This window comes from Sphingomonas sp. FARSPH (assembly GCF_003355005.1).
GTDB lineage: Bacteria > Pseudomonadota > Alphaproteobacteria > Sphingomonadales > Sphingomonadaceae > Sphingomonas.
Genome location: NZ_CP029985.1, coordinates 591,872 through 609,377 on the forward strand (window position 1 = coordinate 591,872; position 17,506 = coordinate 609,377).

Consider the following 17,506-nt stretch of genomic DNA (forward strand, 5'->3'; position numbering starts at 1 on the left):
CCGACTTGGCGAGAGGACAGATATGCCGATCCTGCTGCCCCTGATCGTCGCCGCCGCCGCGCCTGCCCCGGCGGCGCAGGCGGGCGATCTCGATTTCGCCTATTCCTATCCCGCGAACGCCGGGCGGATCGCGCCACTGAAGGCGTGGTTGGACGCCGATCGGGCGGCCTTGCGCACCCGCTACGCCCGCATGGCGGCCCGCGCGAAGGCCGATGCGCGCACGTCCGGTTTCCCCTATCGCCGCTATCAGGTCAGCAAGACGTGGAAGGTGGTGACGGATACCCCGCGCCTGCTCAGCCTGTCGGTCGACACTTACGTTTTCACCGGCGGCGCACACGGCAACCCGGCGACGGGGTCCTTGGTGTGGGACAAGGCGGCGCGGCGACGGTTGCGCCCCCTCGACCTGTTCATCTCCCCCGCCGCGGCCGATGTCGCGATCCGCGCGCCGTATTGCGCGGCGCTCAATCACGAACAGGCGAAGCGGCGCGGCGCCCCGGTCGCGGTGAAGGCGGACGATCCCTTCTCACAATGTCCGCCGCTGAAGGACCTCGTGCTGCTGCTCGGCTCCACCGACCGGCAACGGATCGACCGCGTCGGGCTGGTCGCCGATCCGTATGTCGCGGGGCCTTATGCGGAAGGACGCTACGACATCACGCTGCCGGTGACGGCGCGCCTGCTGGCGGCCGTCCGCCCCGCCTGGCGCACCGCCTTCGCCGCGCGATGACGCGCGCCGGTGTTCCCCCGGCCGCCGTTATCGTCTAGCCGGGACGGATGGCCACCGTCAGCGTCGAACCCTTCGCCCCGCCCGTTTCCATCGAGGACGTCCACACCGCGCATGCGCGCATTCGCGATGCGATCGTGCGCACGCCGACGCTGATCAGCCGCACGCTGTCGCAGATGACCGGCGCGCAGGTCTATCTGAAGTTCGAGAACCTGCAGTTCACCGCCGCCTACAAGGAGCGCGGCGCCCTGAACACCTTGCTGCAACTGTCCGATGCCGCGCGCGCGAAGGGCGTCATAGCCGCCTCCGCCGGCAATCACGCGCAGGGCGTCGCCTATCACGCCAACCGGCTGGGCATCCCCGCGACGATCGTCATGCCGCGCACCACGCCGACGGTGAAGGTCGTGCAGACCGAAGGGCACGGCGCGACCGTCGTGCTGGAAGGCGACACGTTCGACGCGGCCTATGCCCATGCGCGCGTGCTGGAGGGCGAGCGCGGCTACACCTTCGTCCACCCGTTCGACGACCCGCGCGTTATCGCCGGCCAGGGCACCGTCGCGCTCGAGATGTTCGAGGACGTGCCGCAACTCGACACGCTGATCGTGCCGATCGGCGGCGGCGGCCTCATCTCCGGCATGGCGACCGTCGCGCGCGGGCGCGACCACGATGTCGAGGTGGTGGGCGTGCAGGCGGAGCTGTTCCCGTCGATGTACAACCGTATCCGCGGCACACACCTGCCCTGCGCCGGCGACACGCTGGCGGAAGGCATCGCGGTCAAGGAGCCGGGCGGCATCACCTCGGCGATGGTCGCCGCACTGGTCGACGACATCGTCCTCGTCGGCGAACGCAATCTGGAAGAGGCGGTCAGCCTGCTGCTCCAGATCGAGAAGACGGTGGTCGAGGGCGCGGGCGCCGCGGGTCTCGCCGCGCTGCTCGCCTATCCGGAACGGTTCGCGGGCAAATGCGTCGGCGTCGTGCTGTGCGGCGGCAACATCGACACGCGCCTGCTCGCCAACGTCCTTTTGCGCGACCTCGCCCGCTCCGGCCGGCTGGCGCGATTGCGCATCCGTCTACAGGACCAGCCCGGCGCGCTCTACCACGTCGCGCGCATTTTCGATCAGCAGCGCGTCAATATCATCGAAGTCTATCACCAGCGCATCTTCACCTCCTTGCCGGCGAAGGGCCTGATTACCGACATCGAGTGCGAGGCGCGCGATCGCGATCACCTCAACCGGCTGATCGCCGCGCTGCGCGAGGGCGGCTACGAAACCAGCCTGGTCGAACAGGCCTGATCCGAGCGAAGCGGAGGTTCAAGCCCGCGTACGAAAAGGGGCGCCGCGACCGATGTCGCGACGCCCCGATCCGGTCTTGCAACGCCGATCAGTTGCTGTCGGAATTGCTGTCGTTCACGATCGCGACGACGCCGATCGCCACGACACCCGCCGCGATGATCGCGGCAAGGAAGCCGCCACCGCCGCCGAGCTTGCTCTTGCCCGCGGTCGGTGCACCCGCACGAACCGACGGCGAGATCGACAGCGACGCCGCCGGATTGGCGGGAGCAGCGAAAGCGGGCGCCGACGCGAGCAGCGACAGCGCGGCGACGGAACCGGTCAGAAACTTGGCCATGATACACCTCTTACTCGAACCCTGGAGTGCCAGCAGCGATCGGTCGCCGACAAGGTTCCCGCACCGCAGCATAAAATGCGACGGACCGAGTGAGGGAAATGGTTCGAAACGGATTAACCCACTTTCATGGTAAAGCCGCTTTGCAAACATGCATGGGGTGATTCATATACCGATGGGGCCTATGGTCCGGCCCGATCCGATCGACAGGATCATTCGACAGGGGGCATTCCGGCGGTGACAGCGCCATTCCGTTTTCCGCGCTTCTTCGTCACCAGCCCTGCGCCCTGCCCCTATCTGCCCGGGCGGCAGGAGCGGAAGGTGTTCACCGAGCTGACCGGCCCCCATGCCGCGGAGCTGAACGACGCGCTCGGCCGCATCGGCTTCCGCCGGTCGCAGGGCGTCGCCTATCGCCCCTCTTGCGCCAGTTGCGCCGCGTGTCTGTCGGTGCGCGTCGTCACGCAGGATTTCGAGCCCAATGCGACGCAGCGCAAGCTGCTCAAACGGCACGGCGACATCGCGGTCACCGCATGCCGCCCCTGGGCGACCGACGAGCAGTTCCAGCTGCTGCGCCGCTATCTGTCGGCGCGCCACCCCGGCGGCGGCATGGCGGGGATGGACGAGGACGATTACGCCGACATGGTCGAGCATTCGCCCGTCAATTCGCTCGTCATCGAATATCGCCTGCCCGCGATGGACGGCGGGCGCGGGCGACTGGTCGGCGCCTGCCTGACCGACCAGCAGGCGGACGGCCTGTCGATGATCTACAGCTTCTTCGACGCCGGCGAGGATGCGCCCGCGGGCCTCGGCAATTTCATCATCATGGACCACATCCTGCGCGCACGCGATGCGGGCCTGCCCTACGTCTACCTCGGCTATTGGGTGAAGGGGTCGCAGCGGATGGCGTACAAGACGCGCTATCGCCCGATCGAAGTGCTGGGCCCGACCGGTTGGCGCCGGATGGAGGATGAAGACGAGGCCGACGTCGCCGCCGCCTGACTGGTTGCAGACGGGGCATGGGCACATTGGGAGTGCCGGCCGGCTCCGCCTTTAAACGCGCGCCTAGATCGGGTCGCTCTCCGCCTCGATCACCACGCCGTCCGCCGTCACCTCGCGCGCCGGGGCGATCCGCCCGAAATGCACGCGCACGCCGCCGCTGGTCAGCATCTTCGGCCGCAACGCGGGCGCCGACGCGCTGGTGGCCGCGGCGCTCGCGACGGTCGGCGCGGTCGTGCGGCCGCGGTGGACGGTAACGCCGATGTCATCGCTCGCGTCGCGATAGAAAGCGGCGGTCGTCGTCCCCGCGGCTAGGCCGAGCCGCGGCGCAGGCATCCCCGGCTCAACCCCGGCATACTCCGCGCGAAAGCTCAGCGCGCGTTCCATTGCGCCGCGCCAGCGATAGAAGATGTGCGCGCCGACCGATCCGATCCGCGTCAGGCTGCCTGCCCACCACGGCATGACATAATTGGCGTGATAGAAGGTCGCCGACCCGACCGGCGCATAGACATTGCCGGCGAGTGCCGCGGCGGCGACCGCGGCGGCGCGTGCCCAGGCGGCGGGATCGCGGCGATAGGCCATCGATCCGTCGCAGGTGAAGGAGAATTGGCAGCCGGTGCGCCGCTCCGCCCCCTGATAGACGACGCCGCACACGCTGTGCGGGAAGGCGCGGTCGCGCACGCGGTTGAGCACGACCTGCGCCACCGCGCGCTGGCCGTCGATGGGCTCCGAACGCGCCTCATAATAGACGGCGGCGGTCAGGCATTCGGCGGCGCGGCGTGCATCCTCGTCGCTGCGCGCGCCGGCGAGGAAGCCCGGCGCGGCCTGGACGAAGGCGGGCGCGGCATCGTCCTGCGGCTCCAGCCCCAATGCGCGCGGCAGGTCGCCGGGCGCGGGAACATTGAGCGCGAGGTCGCGGAGCAACTGGCGCGGGCTGGCGGGCGGCACCGCCTGCGACGTGCGCACGCGGGGCGCCTTGGGCGGCACGCACGATGAGGCGGCAAGCAATGTCAGGCCCAGCAGCAGCTGGCCGAGGATCGAGATGCGAAGGCGCCCCACGATCCCGGGGGCTACGCCATCGCCCTTGCGATACGGTTAATCCGCGCGATCCCGCGGAATGCCTTGCAGCGGCACCGCATCGAAACGCGCGCTCCCGCGCGTTTCCGAACAAGCCTCACTGCAGTTCGGCGAGCATCCCCGGCGTCAGCACCTGCGGCAACACGCGCGGGCCCGCCGCGCCTGGCGCGTAATAGAGGTAGAGCGGCACGCCCGCGCGATTGTGCGCCTGGATGAACCGGCCGAGCACCGGATCGCCATCGGTCCAGTCGCCGACCAGCACCGCCACCTTGTGCCGGGCGAAACCGGCGCGCGCCGTATCGGTGTCGATCGCTGCGCGTTCGTTGACCTTGCACGTCAGGCACCAGTCCGCGGTGAAATAGGCGAAGACGGGCCGCCCCTGTCGCCGCAGCTCGGCGAGCTTCGCCTCGCTGAACGCATCCGCGCGCGCCGCGGCATGCACGCTGCCGACCCCGGTCAGCGCCACCGCGGCGAGCGCCGGCAACGCGACCGCCGCCAGCCCCAGCGGCGCACCGAAGCTTTGCCCGCGCCGCTGCCGCCGCCCGCCGGCGACGATCACCGCGGTCACCAGCAGCGCCGCGGCGAGGCCCGCGGCGAGGCCGGCCAGCCCCGCCTGCCGCCACACCAGCCACAGCAACGCCGCTGTCGTCAGCAGCATCGGCACCGCGAGGATGCGGCGCATCCGCTCCATCCACATCCCCGGCCGCGGCAGCATCCGGCGCAGCGCGGGGACGAAGCCGATCGCGAGGAACGGCAGCGCGAGGCCGAGGCCGAGGCCGCCGAACACCGCCAGCGCCGCCGGCCACGGCAGCACCAGCGCCGCGCCCAGCGCCGCGCCCATGAACGGACCCGTGCACGGCGTCGCGACAAAGGCGGCGAGCGCGCCCGTCGCGATCGACCCCATCGCGCCGCCATGCGTCGCAAATTGCGGCGTCGGCACCTCGAACCGGCCGAGCAGGTTGAGGCCGATCGCCAACGTCAGCGCGACGAGCAGCACGATGACGCGCGGGTCCTGCAACTGGAATGCCCAGCCGATCGCCGATCCGCCGGCGCGCAGCGCGAGGATCGCGCCGCCCAGCGCGACGCAGGTCAGCACCGCGCCGATCGTATAGCCGAGCGCGTCGACCCGCGCCGTCCGCTCGTCCGCGCCGCCCTTCGCCAGGTGCAGTGCCTTGAGGCTCAGGATAGGGAACACGCACGGCATGACGTTGAGGATCAGGCCGCCGAGCAAGGCGCCGGCAAAGGCGACCAGCACCGCGCCCCACGCCGCGCCATCACCGCCGCCGCCGTCACCCGTCGCCGCGGGGACGACGCCCGGCGCGGCGCGGATGGAAAGGCCCAGCCCCTTGCCGATCCGCAGCACGCCCTCGATTCGCCCGGTCGGCGTCCCTTGCGTCGCGATCACCAGCCGGTCGCCGTCGCGCGCCACGCTCTGCGGCGCGGCATATTTCAGGCTGCCCGGGGTGCCGGCGAAGAAATAGGCGTCCTCCACCTTCGCGGTTGCCGGCAACGGAATGCCGATGCGCACCGTGCCGCCATCGACCTGGTACGTCGCCGCCGCGTCGAGCGGCTTGGGGATCGCCGCGCGCCAGCGGTCGAACGCCGCGCCGTCCGCTGGCGCGCCGTCGCCGATCTTCAGGCTGGTCGCGACATCCTGTTGCTCGGGCACGCAGATCGTGTCGGTGCAGACGAGGTAATTGACGTGGACCCGGATCGGCAGCGGCGTTCCCACCGCCAGCCCTGCCGGGACGTGCACCGTGAACAGGGGGGCATAGGGGGTGGCATAGACGAAGTTCATCAGGCCGGCGACGACCAATGTCTCGGGCACCGGCCATTGCGCGCCGTCGATCGTGACGCCCTTTGGCAGGGTCCAGTCGAACGACGGCGCGAAGCCCGCATCGCCCGGATTGCGCCAATAGCCGTGCCAGCCCTTTTCGGGTCGCGTGTCGAGCGCCAGCGTCATCGTCTGGCCGGCGCGCGGCGCATTCGTGTCCGCGACGAGCGTCATCGGCAGATGCGGCGCGCCGCCGGCCGGCGGCAGGCTGTCGGCACGCGCCGCGTTGGGAACAAGCCCCAACATCGCCAGCGCGATTAACGTCATCACCGCGCCATACAGCGCGCGCATTGCGGTCGTTGCCCGTCCCATCGCTTGCGAGCATAGCGGGCTTGTCAGTCCAGTATAAGGTTGATCTTGACGATGAAGGCCCTGTTCGCCGCCGTCCTGTTGCCGAGCGCCGCCGCGCTCGCCGCCGTCCCCGCCCCCGCCTCCGCCGCCGCGCAGCAGGGCTCGCCGCCGACGACCGACGTCGCCCCGCCCCCTCCCGCCGCCGCGCCGACTCCGGAAACGCCGCTGTTCCCGCGCACGCCGCCGAAACTGATCGTCGCGATCTCGGTCGACCAATTCTCCGCCGACCTGTTCCAGCAATATCGCAACCATTTTACCGGCGGCTTTGCGCGGCTGCTGACCGGTGCGGTCTTCCCGTCGGGCTATCAGAGCCATGCCGCGACGGAAACCTGCCCGGGCCATTCGACGATCCTCACCGGCATGCGCCCCGCGCACACCGGCATCGTCGCCAACAACTGGATCGACCAGGCCGCGCCCCGCGCCGACAAGACCGTCTATTGCGCGGAGGACGAAAGCGTCCCCGGCATGACTCACGACACCTACACCGTCTCGGACAAGCATCTGAAGGTGCCGACTTTGGGCGAGATGATGAAGGCCGCCGACCCGCGTACCCGCGTCGTCTCGGTCGCGGGCAAGGATCGCGCCGCGGTGATGATGGGCGGCCACAAGGTCGACGAATTGTGGTGGTGGGACGGCAAGAGCTACACCAGCTACGCCGGCCGTGCCGTGCCGCGCGCGGTGCAGCGTGGGCGCGACGCGGTCGCCGCACTGATCGCCAAGCCACAGGCGCCGTTGCCGCTGCCCGGCTTTTGCAAGCCGCTCGACCGGCCGATCACCGTCGCGGGCCGCGCCTATGGCCAGGGCCGTTTCGAGCGTGCCGCGGGCGATCTCAAGGCCTTCCGCGCCTCGCCCGCCAGCGACGCGGCGGTCTTCGCCATCGCCGCCGGGCTGATCCAGGACATGGGGCTGGGCAAGGGGCCTGAGACCGACATCATCGACATCGGCGCATCGGCGACCGACTATATCGGCCACTCGCTGGGCACGCAGGGCACCGAAATGTGCATCCAGATGGACCAGCTCGACCGGACGATCGGCAGCTTCCTCGACACGCTCGACAGTTTCGGCGTGGATTACGAGGTGATGCTGACCGCGGACCACGGCGCGCACGACATGACCGAACGCCAGCAGCAGCGCGCGATGCCGATGGAACAGCATGTCTCCGCCGACGCCTCGATCAAGGCGGTCGCCGCCGGAATCGCGCGCGATCTCGGGCTGAAGGGGCCGATGCTTCTGGGCGCGGAAGGCGACGTCTACATCGATCGCGATCTGCCCCCCGCGGTGCGTGCGCGCGTGCTGAAGGAAGCGCAGCGCCGCTTCGCCGCCCTGCCGCAGGTCGCCGCCGCGCTGACCCGGGACCAGATCGCCGCGACGCCGTTCGCCACCACCCCGCCCGAAAGCTGGACGCTCACGGAGCGCGCGCGCGCCTCGTTCGATCCGGCGGTGTCGGGCGATCTGCTCGTCCTGCTGAAGCCGCGCGTCACGACGATCGAGGCACCGGCGCCCGGCTATGTCGAAACGCATGGCAGCCCGTGGGATTACGACCGGCGCGTGCCGATCCTGTTCTGGCGGCGCGGCATGACCGGCTTCGAACAGCCGCTGTCGGTCGAAACGGTCGACATCGCGCCGACGCTGGCGGCGACGATCGCGTTGCCGGTGCATGGCCTCGACGGCCGCTGCCTCGATCTCGACCCCGGTGCGACCTCGACCTGCCCGAACTGAAACGGCGGGACGGCGGGCTGTCCTACAGGCGGGCGATCTGCTATGGTCGCCCGCGATATTTGAGGCTCTTTCTCAACGTTGAAATAAAACGTCGCACGGGAGCCGATAGATTGCGCGTTCAGGTGTCAATTCTGTCAAGACTCGCGCGTAGGCCGAGCCTGCGCCCCGCGCCGCGGCCGGTTCAATTTTGCGAGGCGCGCCGCTAGAGGCGAAATCATGCGCGCTTCACCCCTGGCCCTTCTCCTGCTCCTCGCCGCCTGCGACCGCGGCGCCCCTGCCCCCGAACGGCGCGACGACGGCGCACGCCGCAGCGCGGAGGCGCAGGAGCAGAAGGCGATCGACGGCATCGAAACGGACGTGCGCATCAAGGCGCTGCAGAATCGGGTCGACGCGCTGCAGGCCGAGGTCGCGGAGATGAAGGACGGCAAGCAGGCGCTCGACACGAAGCTGCTCGAACAAAGACTCGCGACGCTCGAACAGCGCACCTACGCCGGCGACGCGCCCCAGCCGAAACCGAGTGGGACGCCCAAGCCAGACCCGACGGATAAGTAGAGCCGCAGAAAAGCCCCCCGAGGGGAGGTGAGCGCGGGACCGCCGCTCACCGCGTCTCGAACGGCCGGATCCCCGCCCCCAGCCGGTTCGCGCCGATCGCCAACCGCTGGTGCGTGAAATCCGCGACGAACGCCGGATTGCCCGGCGCGCCGGGCGCCATCCGCGCATCATTGTCCGCGATGACGAGGCCGGTCGCGCTAAACGTCTTCGCCTCCGCCGCGATGACGATCAGCGCGGAGCCATTCTCCTTGCCCTTCCCCTGCACGAAGACGTTGCGCTCGATCGCGCCCGTGCCGCCTTCGGACAGGTCGATCATGTAATTGGTCTTTCGCCCGCCCGTGTCGTCGAAGCTGTTGTCGGTGATCGTCGCGCGCGGCACGCGCAGCTTGACGTAATGGCCACCGGTGCCCTTCTCGAACCGCGAATGCGTCACCGTCACGCTGCCGCGATTGGCGAGATAGATGGCGTGCGAGCAATTGACCGTCTGGTCGCACTGGCCGAGGCCCGAGAAGGTCGAATGGTCGATGACGATGCGCTGGTTGGTCGGCTCGCCGCCCAATATGCCTTCCTGGCTGTCGAGGAACATCGAATTGGTGACGGTGAGGTCGCCCATCTCGGTGCGGATGCCCGCACCGTTGCCGTCGGACACGCTGTAGCCGCGAAAGACCAGGCCATCGACGGTCGATCCCTGCCCACGCAGCACCAGCGCCGCCTTGTCCTCGCACGCTTCCTTCTCGAAGATCGCGGTGCCCGGCTGCACCGCCTTGAAGGTGATGCGCCCACCCTGCTGCACCGCACACTGGCGATAGACGCCCGGTTTGATCAGGATCGTGCCCGTCCCCATGCGGATCGACGACACCGCCTCCTGCAGGTCGCCGAACCCCTGCCCCGTCTCCGCGATGGTAAAGGGCGCACTCGGTTCGGCTGCGATAGCAGGACCGGGGGCGGGAACAGCGAGGGCGATCAGCAACGGGACGGCGGCGCGCATGGGCAACTCCTTTGCGGGCTTACTGCCCCCGGACGGGCCCGCACGCCAAGCCGCATTTGCGGTTAATGCCCCGCCTGTCCGCGAACGGGACGCCGCGCGTCGTCGGTTGCGCGCCGGGCCCGAGCCGCGGTACGGGGCTGGCCGGGGAGAGGGACGTAGATTCATGCACATGTCGCCGACGGAAATATTCCTGCTCGCGGTCCTCATCATCTTCACCGTCCCCTATCTGGTGTGGCGGCTGGGGCGGACGGACTATTGGGCGCCCCTCGTCGTGGTGCAGATCATCGGCGGGATACTGCTCGGGCCCGGCATCCTCGGCGCGGTCTTCCCGGACTATTACGCGTTCGTCTTCACGCCGCAGACGATGGGTGCCCTAAACGGCATCGCCTGGTGGGCAGTGATGCTGTTCGTCTGGGTCGCGGGGCTTGAACTCGACGTCGGCGAGGCGTGGAAGCGGCGGCGCGAGACGGGGATCACCGCCGGCCTCGCGCTCGGCATGCCGCTCGTCGCGGGCAGCATCGCCGCGGTCGTACTGCTGCGCTTCCCCGGCTGGCGCGGGCCCGAGGGCGCGACGTGGCAGGTGGTGCTGGGCATCGGCATGGCCTGCGCGGTCACCGCGCTCCCCATCCTCGTCCTGCTCATGGAGAAACTCAGCATCCTGCGCAGCCCGCTCGGCCAGCGCGTTTTGCGCTACGCCAGCCTCGACGATATCGCGATCTGGGGCGTGCTCGCGCTGATCCTGCTCGACTGGGAACGCGTCGGGCGGCAGGCGGGGTTCCTGGCCGGCTTCGCGCTTGCGACCTGGGCGGTGCGCCGCCTGCTGCGCGCGATCCCCGAAAACGACCGCTGGTATGTCGGCCTGATCTGGCTGGCGGGGTGCGGGTTCGCGGCGGACTGGGCGGGGCTGCACTTCATGGTCGGCGCGTTCCTGGCGGGTGCGGTGCTCGACGCGCACTGGTTCGGCGAGGCGCGGATGGACCGGTTCCGCCAGACGATCCTGCTCGCGGTGATGCCCGTCTTCTTCCTGTCGACCGGGCTGAAAACGCAATGGGGCGTGGGCGGCCCCGCGGTCTTCGCCGCCGCCGCGCTGCTGCTCGTCGCCAGCGTCGGCGGCAAGCTCGGCGGCCTCGCGCTGGCGGGTCGCATCCTCAAATGGCCGAAGGGCGAGGCGCGGGCGATCGGCTGGCTGCTGCAGACCAAGGCGCTCATCATGATCATCTTCGCCAACATCCTGCTCGACAAGCAGATCATCACCAAAGAGACGTTCACCGCATTGCTGCTGATGGCGGTCGCGAGCACGATGCTGACCATCCCCATGGTCGCGCCGATGCTGCGCCGAAACCCCGGCATGGCGAAGCGGGCGGTCTGAGCCCCGGCCCCGTCGGTATCCGCTCAATCCAGGTTGGGGCGCAGCCAGCGTGTCGCCTGCGCGACGTCGACACCGCGGCGTGCGGCATAGTCGGCGACCTGATCCTCGCCGATCCGCGCGACGCCGAAATATTCGGCCTGCGCGTGGCCGAAGTAGAAACCGCTCACCGCCGCGGTCGGCAGCATCGCAAAACTCTCGGTCAGTTCGATGCCGACCGCGGCCTCCGCGTCGAGCAGGTCGAACAGCGTCCGCTTCAGGCTGTGTTCCGGGCAGGCGGGATAGCCGGGCGCCGGGCGGATACCGCGATATTGCTCGCGGATCAGCGCCTCGTTGGTCAGTTGCTCGCCCTCGGCATAACCCCACAAGTCGGTGCGCACATGCGCATGCAGACGTTCGGCAAAAGCCTCCGCCAGGCGGTCCGCGAGCGCCTTCAGCAGGATGTCGTTGTAATCGTCGTGCGCGGCCTTGAACGTCGCGAGGTGCGGCTCGATTCCGTGGATGCCGACCGCGAAGCCGCCGATCCAGTCGCCCGCCGGATCGATGAAATCGGCAAGGCACATGTTGGCGCGTCCCTCGCGCTTGGCGATCTGCTGGCGCAGGAAGGGCAGGCGCGCACCCTCATCAAGCACGACGTCATCCCCGTCGCGCCGGCACGGCCACAGTGCCGCGACACCCCGCGCAGTCAGCCACTTCTCCGCGACGATCCGGTCGAGCATGTCCTGCGCATCGGCATAGAGCGACCGCGCGCTCTCGCCGACGACCGCGTCGTCGAGGATGGCGGGGAAATTGCCCGCCAGCTCCCACGCGCGGAAGAAGGGCGTCCAGTCGATATAGTGGCGCAACTCCTCAAGGTTCCAGTCGTCGAACACGTGCACGCCCGGCTGCTTCGGATCGGGGGCCTTCAGCATCATGTCCGCGGCGAAACCCCGCGCGCGCGCCTCGGCGAGCGGCAGCAGGTCGTTCTGCCCCTTGCCCGCACGCGCATCGCGCACCTTCTGATAATCCGCGGCGACCCCGGCGACGTAAGGATCGCGCTGCGTTTCCGATACCAAAGTCGTCGCGACGCCGACCGCGCGGCTCGCGTCGAGCACGTGCACCACCGGCCCTTCGTAGGCGGGCGCGATACGCAGCGCGGTATGCACCTTGGACGTCGTCGCCCCGCCGATCAGCAGCGGCATGCGCATCTGCGCGCGCTGCATCTCTTCGGCCACCGTCACCATCTCGTCGAGGCTGGGGGTGATGAGGCCCGACAGGCCGATCATGTCCGCGTCATTCTCGTTCGCCGCGGCGATGATCTTCGTCCACGGCACCATGACGCCGAGGTCGACGACCTCGAAGCCGTTGCACTGCAGCACGACGCCGACGATGTTCTTGCCGATATCGTGCACGTCGCCCTTGACGGTCGCCATGATGACGCGGCCCTTAGCGCGCGATCCCGCCGCCTTCTCCGCCTCGATGAAGGGCAGCAAATGCGCCACCGCCTTCTTCATCACGCGCGCTGATTTCACCACCTGCGGCAGGAACATCTTGCCGCTGCCGAACAGGTCGCCGACGACGTTCATGCCGTCCATCAGCGGGCCTTCGATGACCTCGATCGGGCGGCCGCCGCGCGCAGCGATCGCGGCGCGCGCTTCCTCGGTATCGTCGACGACATGCGCGTCGATCCCCTTGACCAGCGCATATTCCAGCCGCTTGGTGACATCGAGGCTGCGCCATTCCGCCGCCTGCTTCTCCGCGACGGCATCGGTGCCGCGGAATTTCTCGGCGAGCGCGACCAGCCGGTCGCCCGCGTCCGGATCGCGGTTTAGGATTACGTCCTCGCACGCGGTGCGCAGCACGGGGTCGATCGTGTCGTAGACGTCCAGCTGGCCGGCGTTGACGATGCCCATGTCCATCCCGGCGGGGATGGCGTGGTATAGGAACACGGAGTGCATCGCGCGGCGCACCGGCTCGTTGCCGCGGAACGAGAAGGACAGGTTCGACAGGCCGCCCGAGATATGGACGTGCGGGCAACGCGCCTTGATCTCGCGGCACGCCTCGATGAAGTCGACGCCGTAATTGTTATGCTCCTCGATCCCCGTCGCCACCGCGAAGACGTTGGGGTCGAAGATGATGTCCTCCGGCGGAAAGCCGATGCCCATCAGCAATTTGTAGGCCCGCTCGCAGATTTCGACCTTGCGCGCCTGCGTGTCCGCCTGCCCCACCTCGTCGAACGCCATGACGACGACCGCGGCGCCGTAGGCCATGCAGAGGCGCGCCTGTTCCAGGAACTGCGCCTCGCCTTCCTTCATGCTGATCGAATTGACGATCGGCTTGCCGGACACGCACTTCAGCCCCGCCTCGATCACGCTCCACTTGGAGCTGTCGATCATGATCGGCACGCGCGCGATGTCGGGTTCGGCGGCAATCAGCTTGAGGAAGGTCGTCATCGCATAATGCGCGTCGAGCAGGCCTTCGTCCATGTTGACGTCGACAACCTGCGCGCCGTTTTCCACCTGCTGGCGCGCGACCTCGACCGCGCGGGCATAATCGCCCGCCATGATCATCTTCTTGAACGCCGCCGATCCGGTGACGTTGGTCCGCTCGCCGATGTTGACGAACTGGGTGGAGGCGTTGGTGGTCATCGGTTCTTCTTCTCCCCTCCCGGTTGCGGGAGGGGTCGGGGGAGGGAAGGTCGGCAGGCGGGACGCAGGAGGACAGGCCCTCCCCTCACCCCTCCCGCAAGCGGGAGGGGAATTACGCCGCCATCGTGAACGGCTCCAGCCCGGCCAGCCGCGTGCGCACCGGCGGCGTCGGGATGGCGCGCGGGGGAACGCCCCGCACCCGCTCGGCGATCGCGGCGATATGCGCTGGCGTCGAGCCGCAGCATCCGCCCAGTACGTTGACCTGCCCTGCGCCCGCCCATTCGTAGACCAGCCCAGCGGTGGTCGCCGGCGCCTCGTCATACGCGCCCAGTTCGTTGGGCAAGCCGGCATTGGGATAGACCATGATCAGCGTGTCGCAGATCTCGCTCAGCGTGCGCACGTGCGGGCGCAGCTGCTCCGCCCCGAACGAGCAATTGAGCCCGATCGTCAATGGCCTGGCATGGCGTACCGCATGCCAGAACGCCTCGACCGTATGGCCCGACAGGTTACGTCCCGACAGATCGGTCAGCGTCATCGACAGCATGATCGGCACGTCGTGGCCACGATCGCGCGCCGCATCCAGCGCCGCCATGATCCCCGCCTTGGCGTTGAGCGTATCGAACACCGTCTCGATCAGGATGAAGTCCGCGCCCCCATCCAGCAGCGCGTCGGTCTGTTCGCGGTAGACGCCCTTGAGGTAGTCGAAATCGATCTCGCGATAGCCCGGATCGTTGACGTCAGGGCTGAGCGACAGCGTCTTGTTGGTCGGCCCGATCGCGCCCGCGACGAAGCGCGGGCGGCCATCCTTCGCGGTGAATTCGTCGGCGATCGAACGGGCGAGTTTCGCGCTTTCCACGTTGATCTCGCGCACCAGATGCTCGGCGCCATAATCGGCCTGGCTGATGCTGTTCGCGGAGAAAGTGTTCGTCTCCGCGATGTCGGCCCCCGCCTCGAAATAGGCGCGATGGATCGCGGCCGGCACCTCGGGCTTGGTCAGCGCGAGGATGTCGTTGTTGCCCTTCTGGTCATGGGTCAGGCCAAGGTCGCCGGCATAATCGGCCTCGGAGAGTTTCCAGTTCTGGATCTCGGTGCCGAACGCGCCATCGGTGATCAGGATGCGCTTGGCGGCTTCGGCCAGGAAAGTGTCGCGTGTGGTCATGTCGTTTCCTTAAGGCCCCTCCCCTTCAGGGGAGGGGATGGGGAGAGCCTCGCAGAGACCTGCACATGCGGCGTCCCCCACCCCAACCCCTCCCCTGAAGGGGAGGGGCTCGATTCACGTTACGCCGCCGCCTCGACGGCTCGGTCCTTCGCGCGCACGCCGAGCAGGTGGCAGATCGCAAAGGCAAGCTCCGCACGGTTGAGCGTATAGAAATGCAGCGCCGTCACCCCGCCCGCATACAGCTTGCGGCTGAGTTCCGCCGCCAGCGTCGCGGCGACAAGCTGGCGCGCGGCGGGATGATCGTCGAGCCCCTCGAACAATCGTGCCATCCACGCCGGCACGTCGGTGCCGCACATCGCGCTCATCCGCTGGACGCTGGCGAAATTGGCGACGGGCATGATTCCCGGCACGATCTCCGCGGTGATCCCCGCCGCGGCGACGGCGTCGCGGTAGCGGAAGAAGGTTTCGGGCTCGAAGAAGAACTGCGTGATCGCACGCGTCGCGCCCGCATCGATCTTGCGCTTCAGATTGTCGAGGTCGGCCGCCGGATCGGGCGAATCCGGATGCGATTCGGGATAGGCCGCGACCGAAATCTCGAACGGGTGCAGCCGCTTCAGCCCCGCGACCAGCGCGGCGGCATTCTCATATCCGCCCGGATGGCTCTGGAACCGCGTGCCCGCCGCGGGCGGATCGCCGCGCAGCGCGACGATATGGCGGACGCCCGCCGCCCAATATCCTCTCGCGACCTGGTCGATCTCCTCGCGCGTCGCCTCGACGCAGGTGAGGTGCGCCGCCGCCGCCAGGCTGGTCTCGCGCTGGATGCGCGCGACGGTCGCGTGCGTCCGCTCGCGCGTCGACCCGCCCGCGCCATAGGTCACCGACACGAAGCTCGGGCCCAGCGGCTCCAGCGTCCGGATCGCCTCCCACAATTGCGCGTCCATCTTTTCCGTCTTGGGCGGGAAGAACTCGAACGACACGTCGAGGTCGCCCGCCACGTCGGCATAGAGGGGCGCCTTGAGCGCGATCTGCGCCTCTTCCAGCTGGTTCACCGAAATCGTCATGCCGCTTCAACCCTTTTCACAGGTACCTCACGCAGTCGCGCGCCGGGCTTCGCACCCAGCCACAAGGTCACCGTCAATTCGCCGCCTTCAAGCGTCCGTGTCTCCGCCAGCGATAGCCCGGCCTTGCCGAACCAGCCCGCGATCTGCGCATCCGCAAAGCCGAGGCGCGTGTGCGCGTCGCGCGTGCGCAGCTCCTCGCGATCGTGCGGCGCGAAATCCGCGATCAACAGCCGGCCGCCCGGCCCCAGCACGCGCGCCGCCTCGCCGATCGCGGCCCCGGGCTGCTGCGCGAAATGAAGGACGTGATGAAGGATCGCGACATCCGCCGCGCCGTCGCCGAGCGGGAGGGCATACAGGTCCGCCTGCCGCAATTCGGTGTTCGACCGGTCGTGCAGCTTGGCGCGCGCCAAGCGCAGCATCTCTGACGAGCGATCGATGCCCAGCGCCGCCGCCGCCTGGCCGGCGAACAGTTCGAGCATCCGGCCGGTACCCGTGCCGATGTCGATCAGCTGGCCGATCGGCGCGGGGCCGATCAGCGTCGCCATCGCCGCCTCGACCTGCTCCTCGGCGATGTACAGCGATCGCATCGCGTCCCAGTCGCGGGCATGACCTTCGAACCATTGCGCTGCGCTCGCCGCGCGATCGGCGCGCACCGCGGCAAGGCGCGCGGCGTCGGCCACCGCCCAGTGATCGGGCTGGTCGGCATGCCACTGGTCGAGCGCGGTCGCGACGGGCGCGGTCGCCGCCGCCTTGCCAAGCGCTACGAACACCCAGCTGCCCTCCTTGCGTCGCTCGGCGAGGCCGGCGTCGCAGAGGATCTTCACGTGCCGCGACACGCGCGGCTGGCTCTGCCCCAGCACCTGCGCCAGTTCGCCGACGGACAATTCCATCGAGCGCAGCAGCGAGAAGATGCGCAGGCGCGTCGCATCGGCAAGGGCGCGGAATATGTCGAGGGCGTGGCTCACGGCATCAACATATAAAGAAATCTTTATATGTGGTCAACGCGGAGCCGAAACGGCCCGGCGGCGTTGCGCTTCACACTTGGATCAACTGACAGGGAGTTCATCATGAAGCGGATCGTCCTTCTCGCCGCCGTCCCCGCCCTCGCGCTGGGCGCATGCAGCCAGAATGCGCAGGATCAGACCGCGCAGGCCGGCAACGCCATCGCCGCCGACGCGCGCGCGACCGCGGACAATGCCGCCGCCGACGTTTCCGCCGCCACCGACAATGCCTTCGGTAAGGCGGAACGCAGCCTCGATCGTGCCGGTGACCATATCTCGAACGCCGCCGATCGCGCCGGTCGCGACATCGATCACGGCGCCGACAAGGCGGGCGCGGCGATCAGCAACACCGCGGACCGTGCCGCCGACGCCACCGGCAACGCGCTTGAGCGCGCCGGCCGCGCGATCAAGGACTGACCCCAGCGTGCGCA

15 protein-coding genes are annotated in these 17,506 nt (G+C 68.9%); 7 read left to right on the forward strand and 8 right to left on the reverse strand.

Annotated elements, in window-relative coordinates; translation table 11 throughout:
* Positions 1–22 precede the first annotated feature (22 nt).
* On the forward strand, positions 23–724 hold the full coding sequence (locus tag DM480_RS02990) for a DUF4163 domain-containing protein (protein WP_115377488.1): 702 nt from the start codon (positions 23–25) through the stop codon (positions 722–724).
* A 47-nt stretch (positions 725–771) separates the two neighbouring features.
* The gene (locus DM480_RS02995) at positions 772–2,013 is read left to right on the forward strand and encodes a threonine ammonia-lyase (RefSeq protein ID WP_115377489.1); all 1,242 of its coding nucleotides are present in this window, start codon (positions 772–774) and stop codon (positions 2,011–2,013) included.
* An 88-nt stretch (positions 2,014–2,101) separates the two neighbouring features.
* Here the strand turns inward: DM480_RS02995 and DM480_RS03000 are convergent, their stop codons facing one another.
* A complete protein-coding gene (locus DM480_RS03000) occupies positions 2,102–2,347 on the reverse strand; it encodes a hypothetical protein (RefSeq protein ID WP_115377490.1) in 246 nt (81 codons plus the stop codon).
* 234 nt (positions 2,348–2,581) lie between these two features.
* Between DM480_RS03000 and DM480_RS03005 the strand changes: the two genes are divergently transcribed.
* A complete protein-coding gene (locus DM480_RS03005) occupies positions 2,582–3,343 on the forward strand; it encodes an arginyltransferase (RefSeq protein ID WP_115377491.1) in 762 nt (253 codons plus the stop codon).
* Between the two features lie 63 nt (positions 3,344–3,406).
* Here DM480_RS03005 and DM480_RS03010 read toward each other — a convergent pair whose 3' ends face one another.
* Positions 3,407–4,399: a cell wall hydrolase gene (locus tag DM480_RS03010; RefSeq protein WP_232834099.1), complete on the reverse strand. Its 993-nt coding sequence runs from the start codon at positions 4,397–4,399 to the stop codon at positions 3,407–3,409.
* A 115-nt stretch (positions 4,400–4,514) separates the two neighbouring features.
* Complete coding sequence (locus tag DM480_RS03015; RefSeq protein WP_232834100.1) at positions 4,515–6,542, reverse strand: protein-disulfide reductase DsbD family protein; 2,028 nt, start codon at positions 6,540–6,542, stop codon at positions 4,515–4,517.
* Positions 6,543–6,614: 72 nt separating this feature from the next.
* Here DM480_RS03015 and DM480_RS03020 point away from each other — a divergent pair, with 72 nt between their 5' ends.
* Both DM480_RS03020 and DM480_RS03025 read left to right on the forward strand, forming a co-directional pair.
* Positions 6,615–8,321 (forward strand): alkaline phosphatase family protein, encoded by a 1,707-nt coding sequence (locus DM480_RS03020; RefSeq protein WP_115377493.1) that lies wholly within the window; start codon positions 6,615–6,617, stop codon positions 8,319–8,321.
* A gap of 216 nt (positions 8,322–8,537) precedes the next feature.
* Positions 8,538–8,873, forward strand: a complete 336-nt coding sequence (locus DM480_RS03025) for a hypothetical protein (protein WP_115377494.1) — start codon at positions 8,538–8,540, stop codon at positions 8,871–8,873.
* A 46-nt stretch (positions 8,874–8,919) separates the two neighbouring features.
* Here the strand turns inward: DM480_RS03025 and DM480_RS03030 are convergent, their stop codons facing one another.
* Positions 8,920–9,861, reverse strand: a complete 942-nt coding sequence (locus tag DM480_RS03030) for a right-handed parallel beta-helix repeat-containing protein (RefSeq protein ID WP_115377495.1) — start codon at positions 9,859–9,861, stop codon at positions 8,920–8,922.
* A 169-nt stretch (positions 9,862–10,030) separates the two neighbouring features.
* Between DM480_RS03030 and DM480_RS03035 the strand changes: the two genes are divergently transcribed.
* Positions 10,031–11,230 (forward strand): cation:proton antiporter, encoded by a 1,200-nt coding sequence (locus tag DM480_RS03035; RefSeq protein ID WP_405053280.1) that lies wholly within the window; start codon positions 10,031–10,033, stop codon positions 11,228–11,230.
* A gap of 23 nt (positions 11,231–11,253) precedes the next feature.
* Here the strand turns inward: DM480_RS03035 and metH are convergent, their stop codons facing one another.
* The 4 genes from metH to DM480_RS03055 all read right to left on the reverse strand — a co-directional run bounded on the left by metH (position 11,254) and on the right by DM480_RS03055 (position 17,039).
* Positions 11,254–13,854 (reverse strand): methionine synthase, encoded by a 2,601-nt coding sequence (gene metH / locus DM480_RS03040; protein ID WP_115377497.1) that lies wholly within the window; start codon positions 13,852–13,854, stop codon positions 11,254–11,256.
* A 112-nt stretch (positions 13,855–13,966) separates the two neighbouring features.
* Positions 13,967–15,013, reverse strand: a complete 1,047-nt coding sequence (locus tag DM480_RS03045) for a homocysteine S-methyltransferase family protein (RefSeq protein ID WP_115377498.1) — start codon at positions 15,011–15,013, stop codon at positions 13,967–13,969.
* Positions 15,014–15,132: 119 nt separating this feature from the next.
* A complete protein-coding gene (gene metF / locus DM480_RS03050) occupies positions 15,133–16,074 on the reverse strand; it encodes a methylenetetrahydrofolate reductase [NAD(P)H] (protein ID WP_115377499.1) in 942 nt (313 codons plus the stop codon).
* Positions 16,071–17,039 (reverse strand): ArsR/SmtB family transcription factor, encoded by a 969-nt coding sequence (locus DM480_RS03055; RefSeq protein ID WP_115377500.1) that lies wholly within the window; start codon positions 17,037–17,039, stop codon positions 16,071–16,073. The genes metF and DM480_RS03055 overlap by 4 nt, the downstream gene beginning before the upstream one ends.
* Before the next feature lie 102 nt (positions 17,040–17,141).
* Between DM480_RS03055 and DM480_RS03060 the strand changes: the two genes are divergently transcribed.
* Positions 17,142–17,492, forward strand: a complete 351-nt coding sequence (locus DM480_RS03060; protein WP_115377501.1) for a hypothetical protein — start codon at positions 17,142–17,144, stop codon at positions 17,490–17,492.
* The last annotated feature ends 14 nt before the right edge of the window (positions 17,493–17,506 follow it).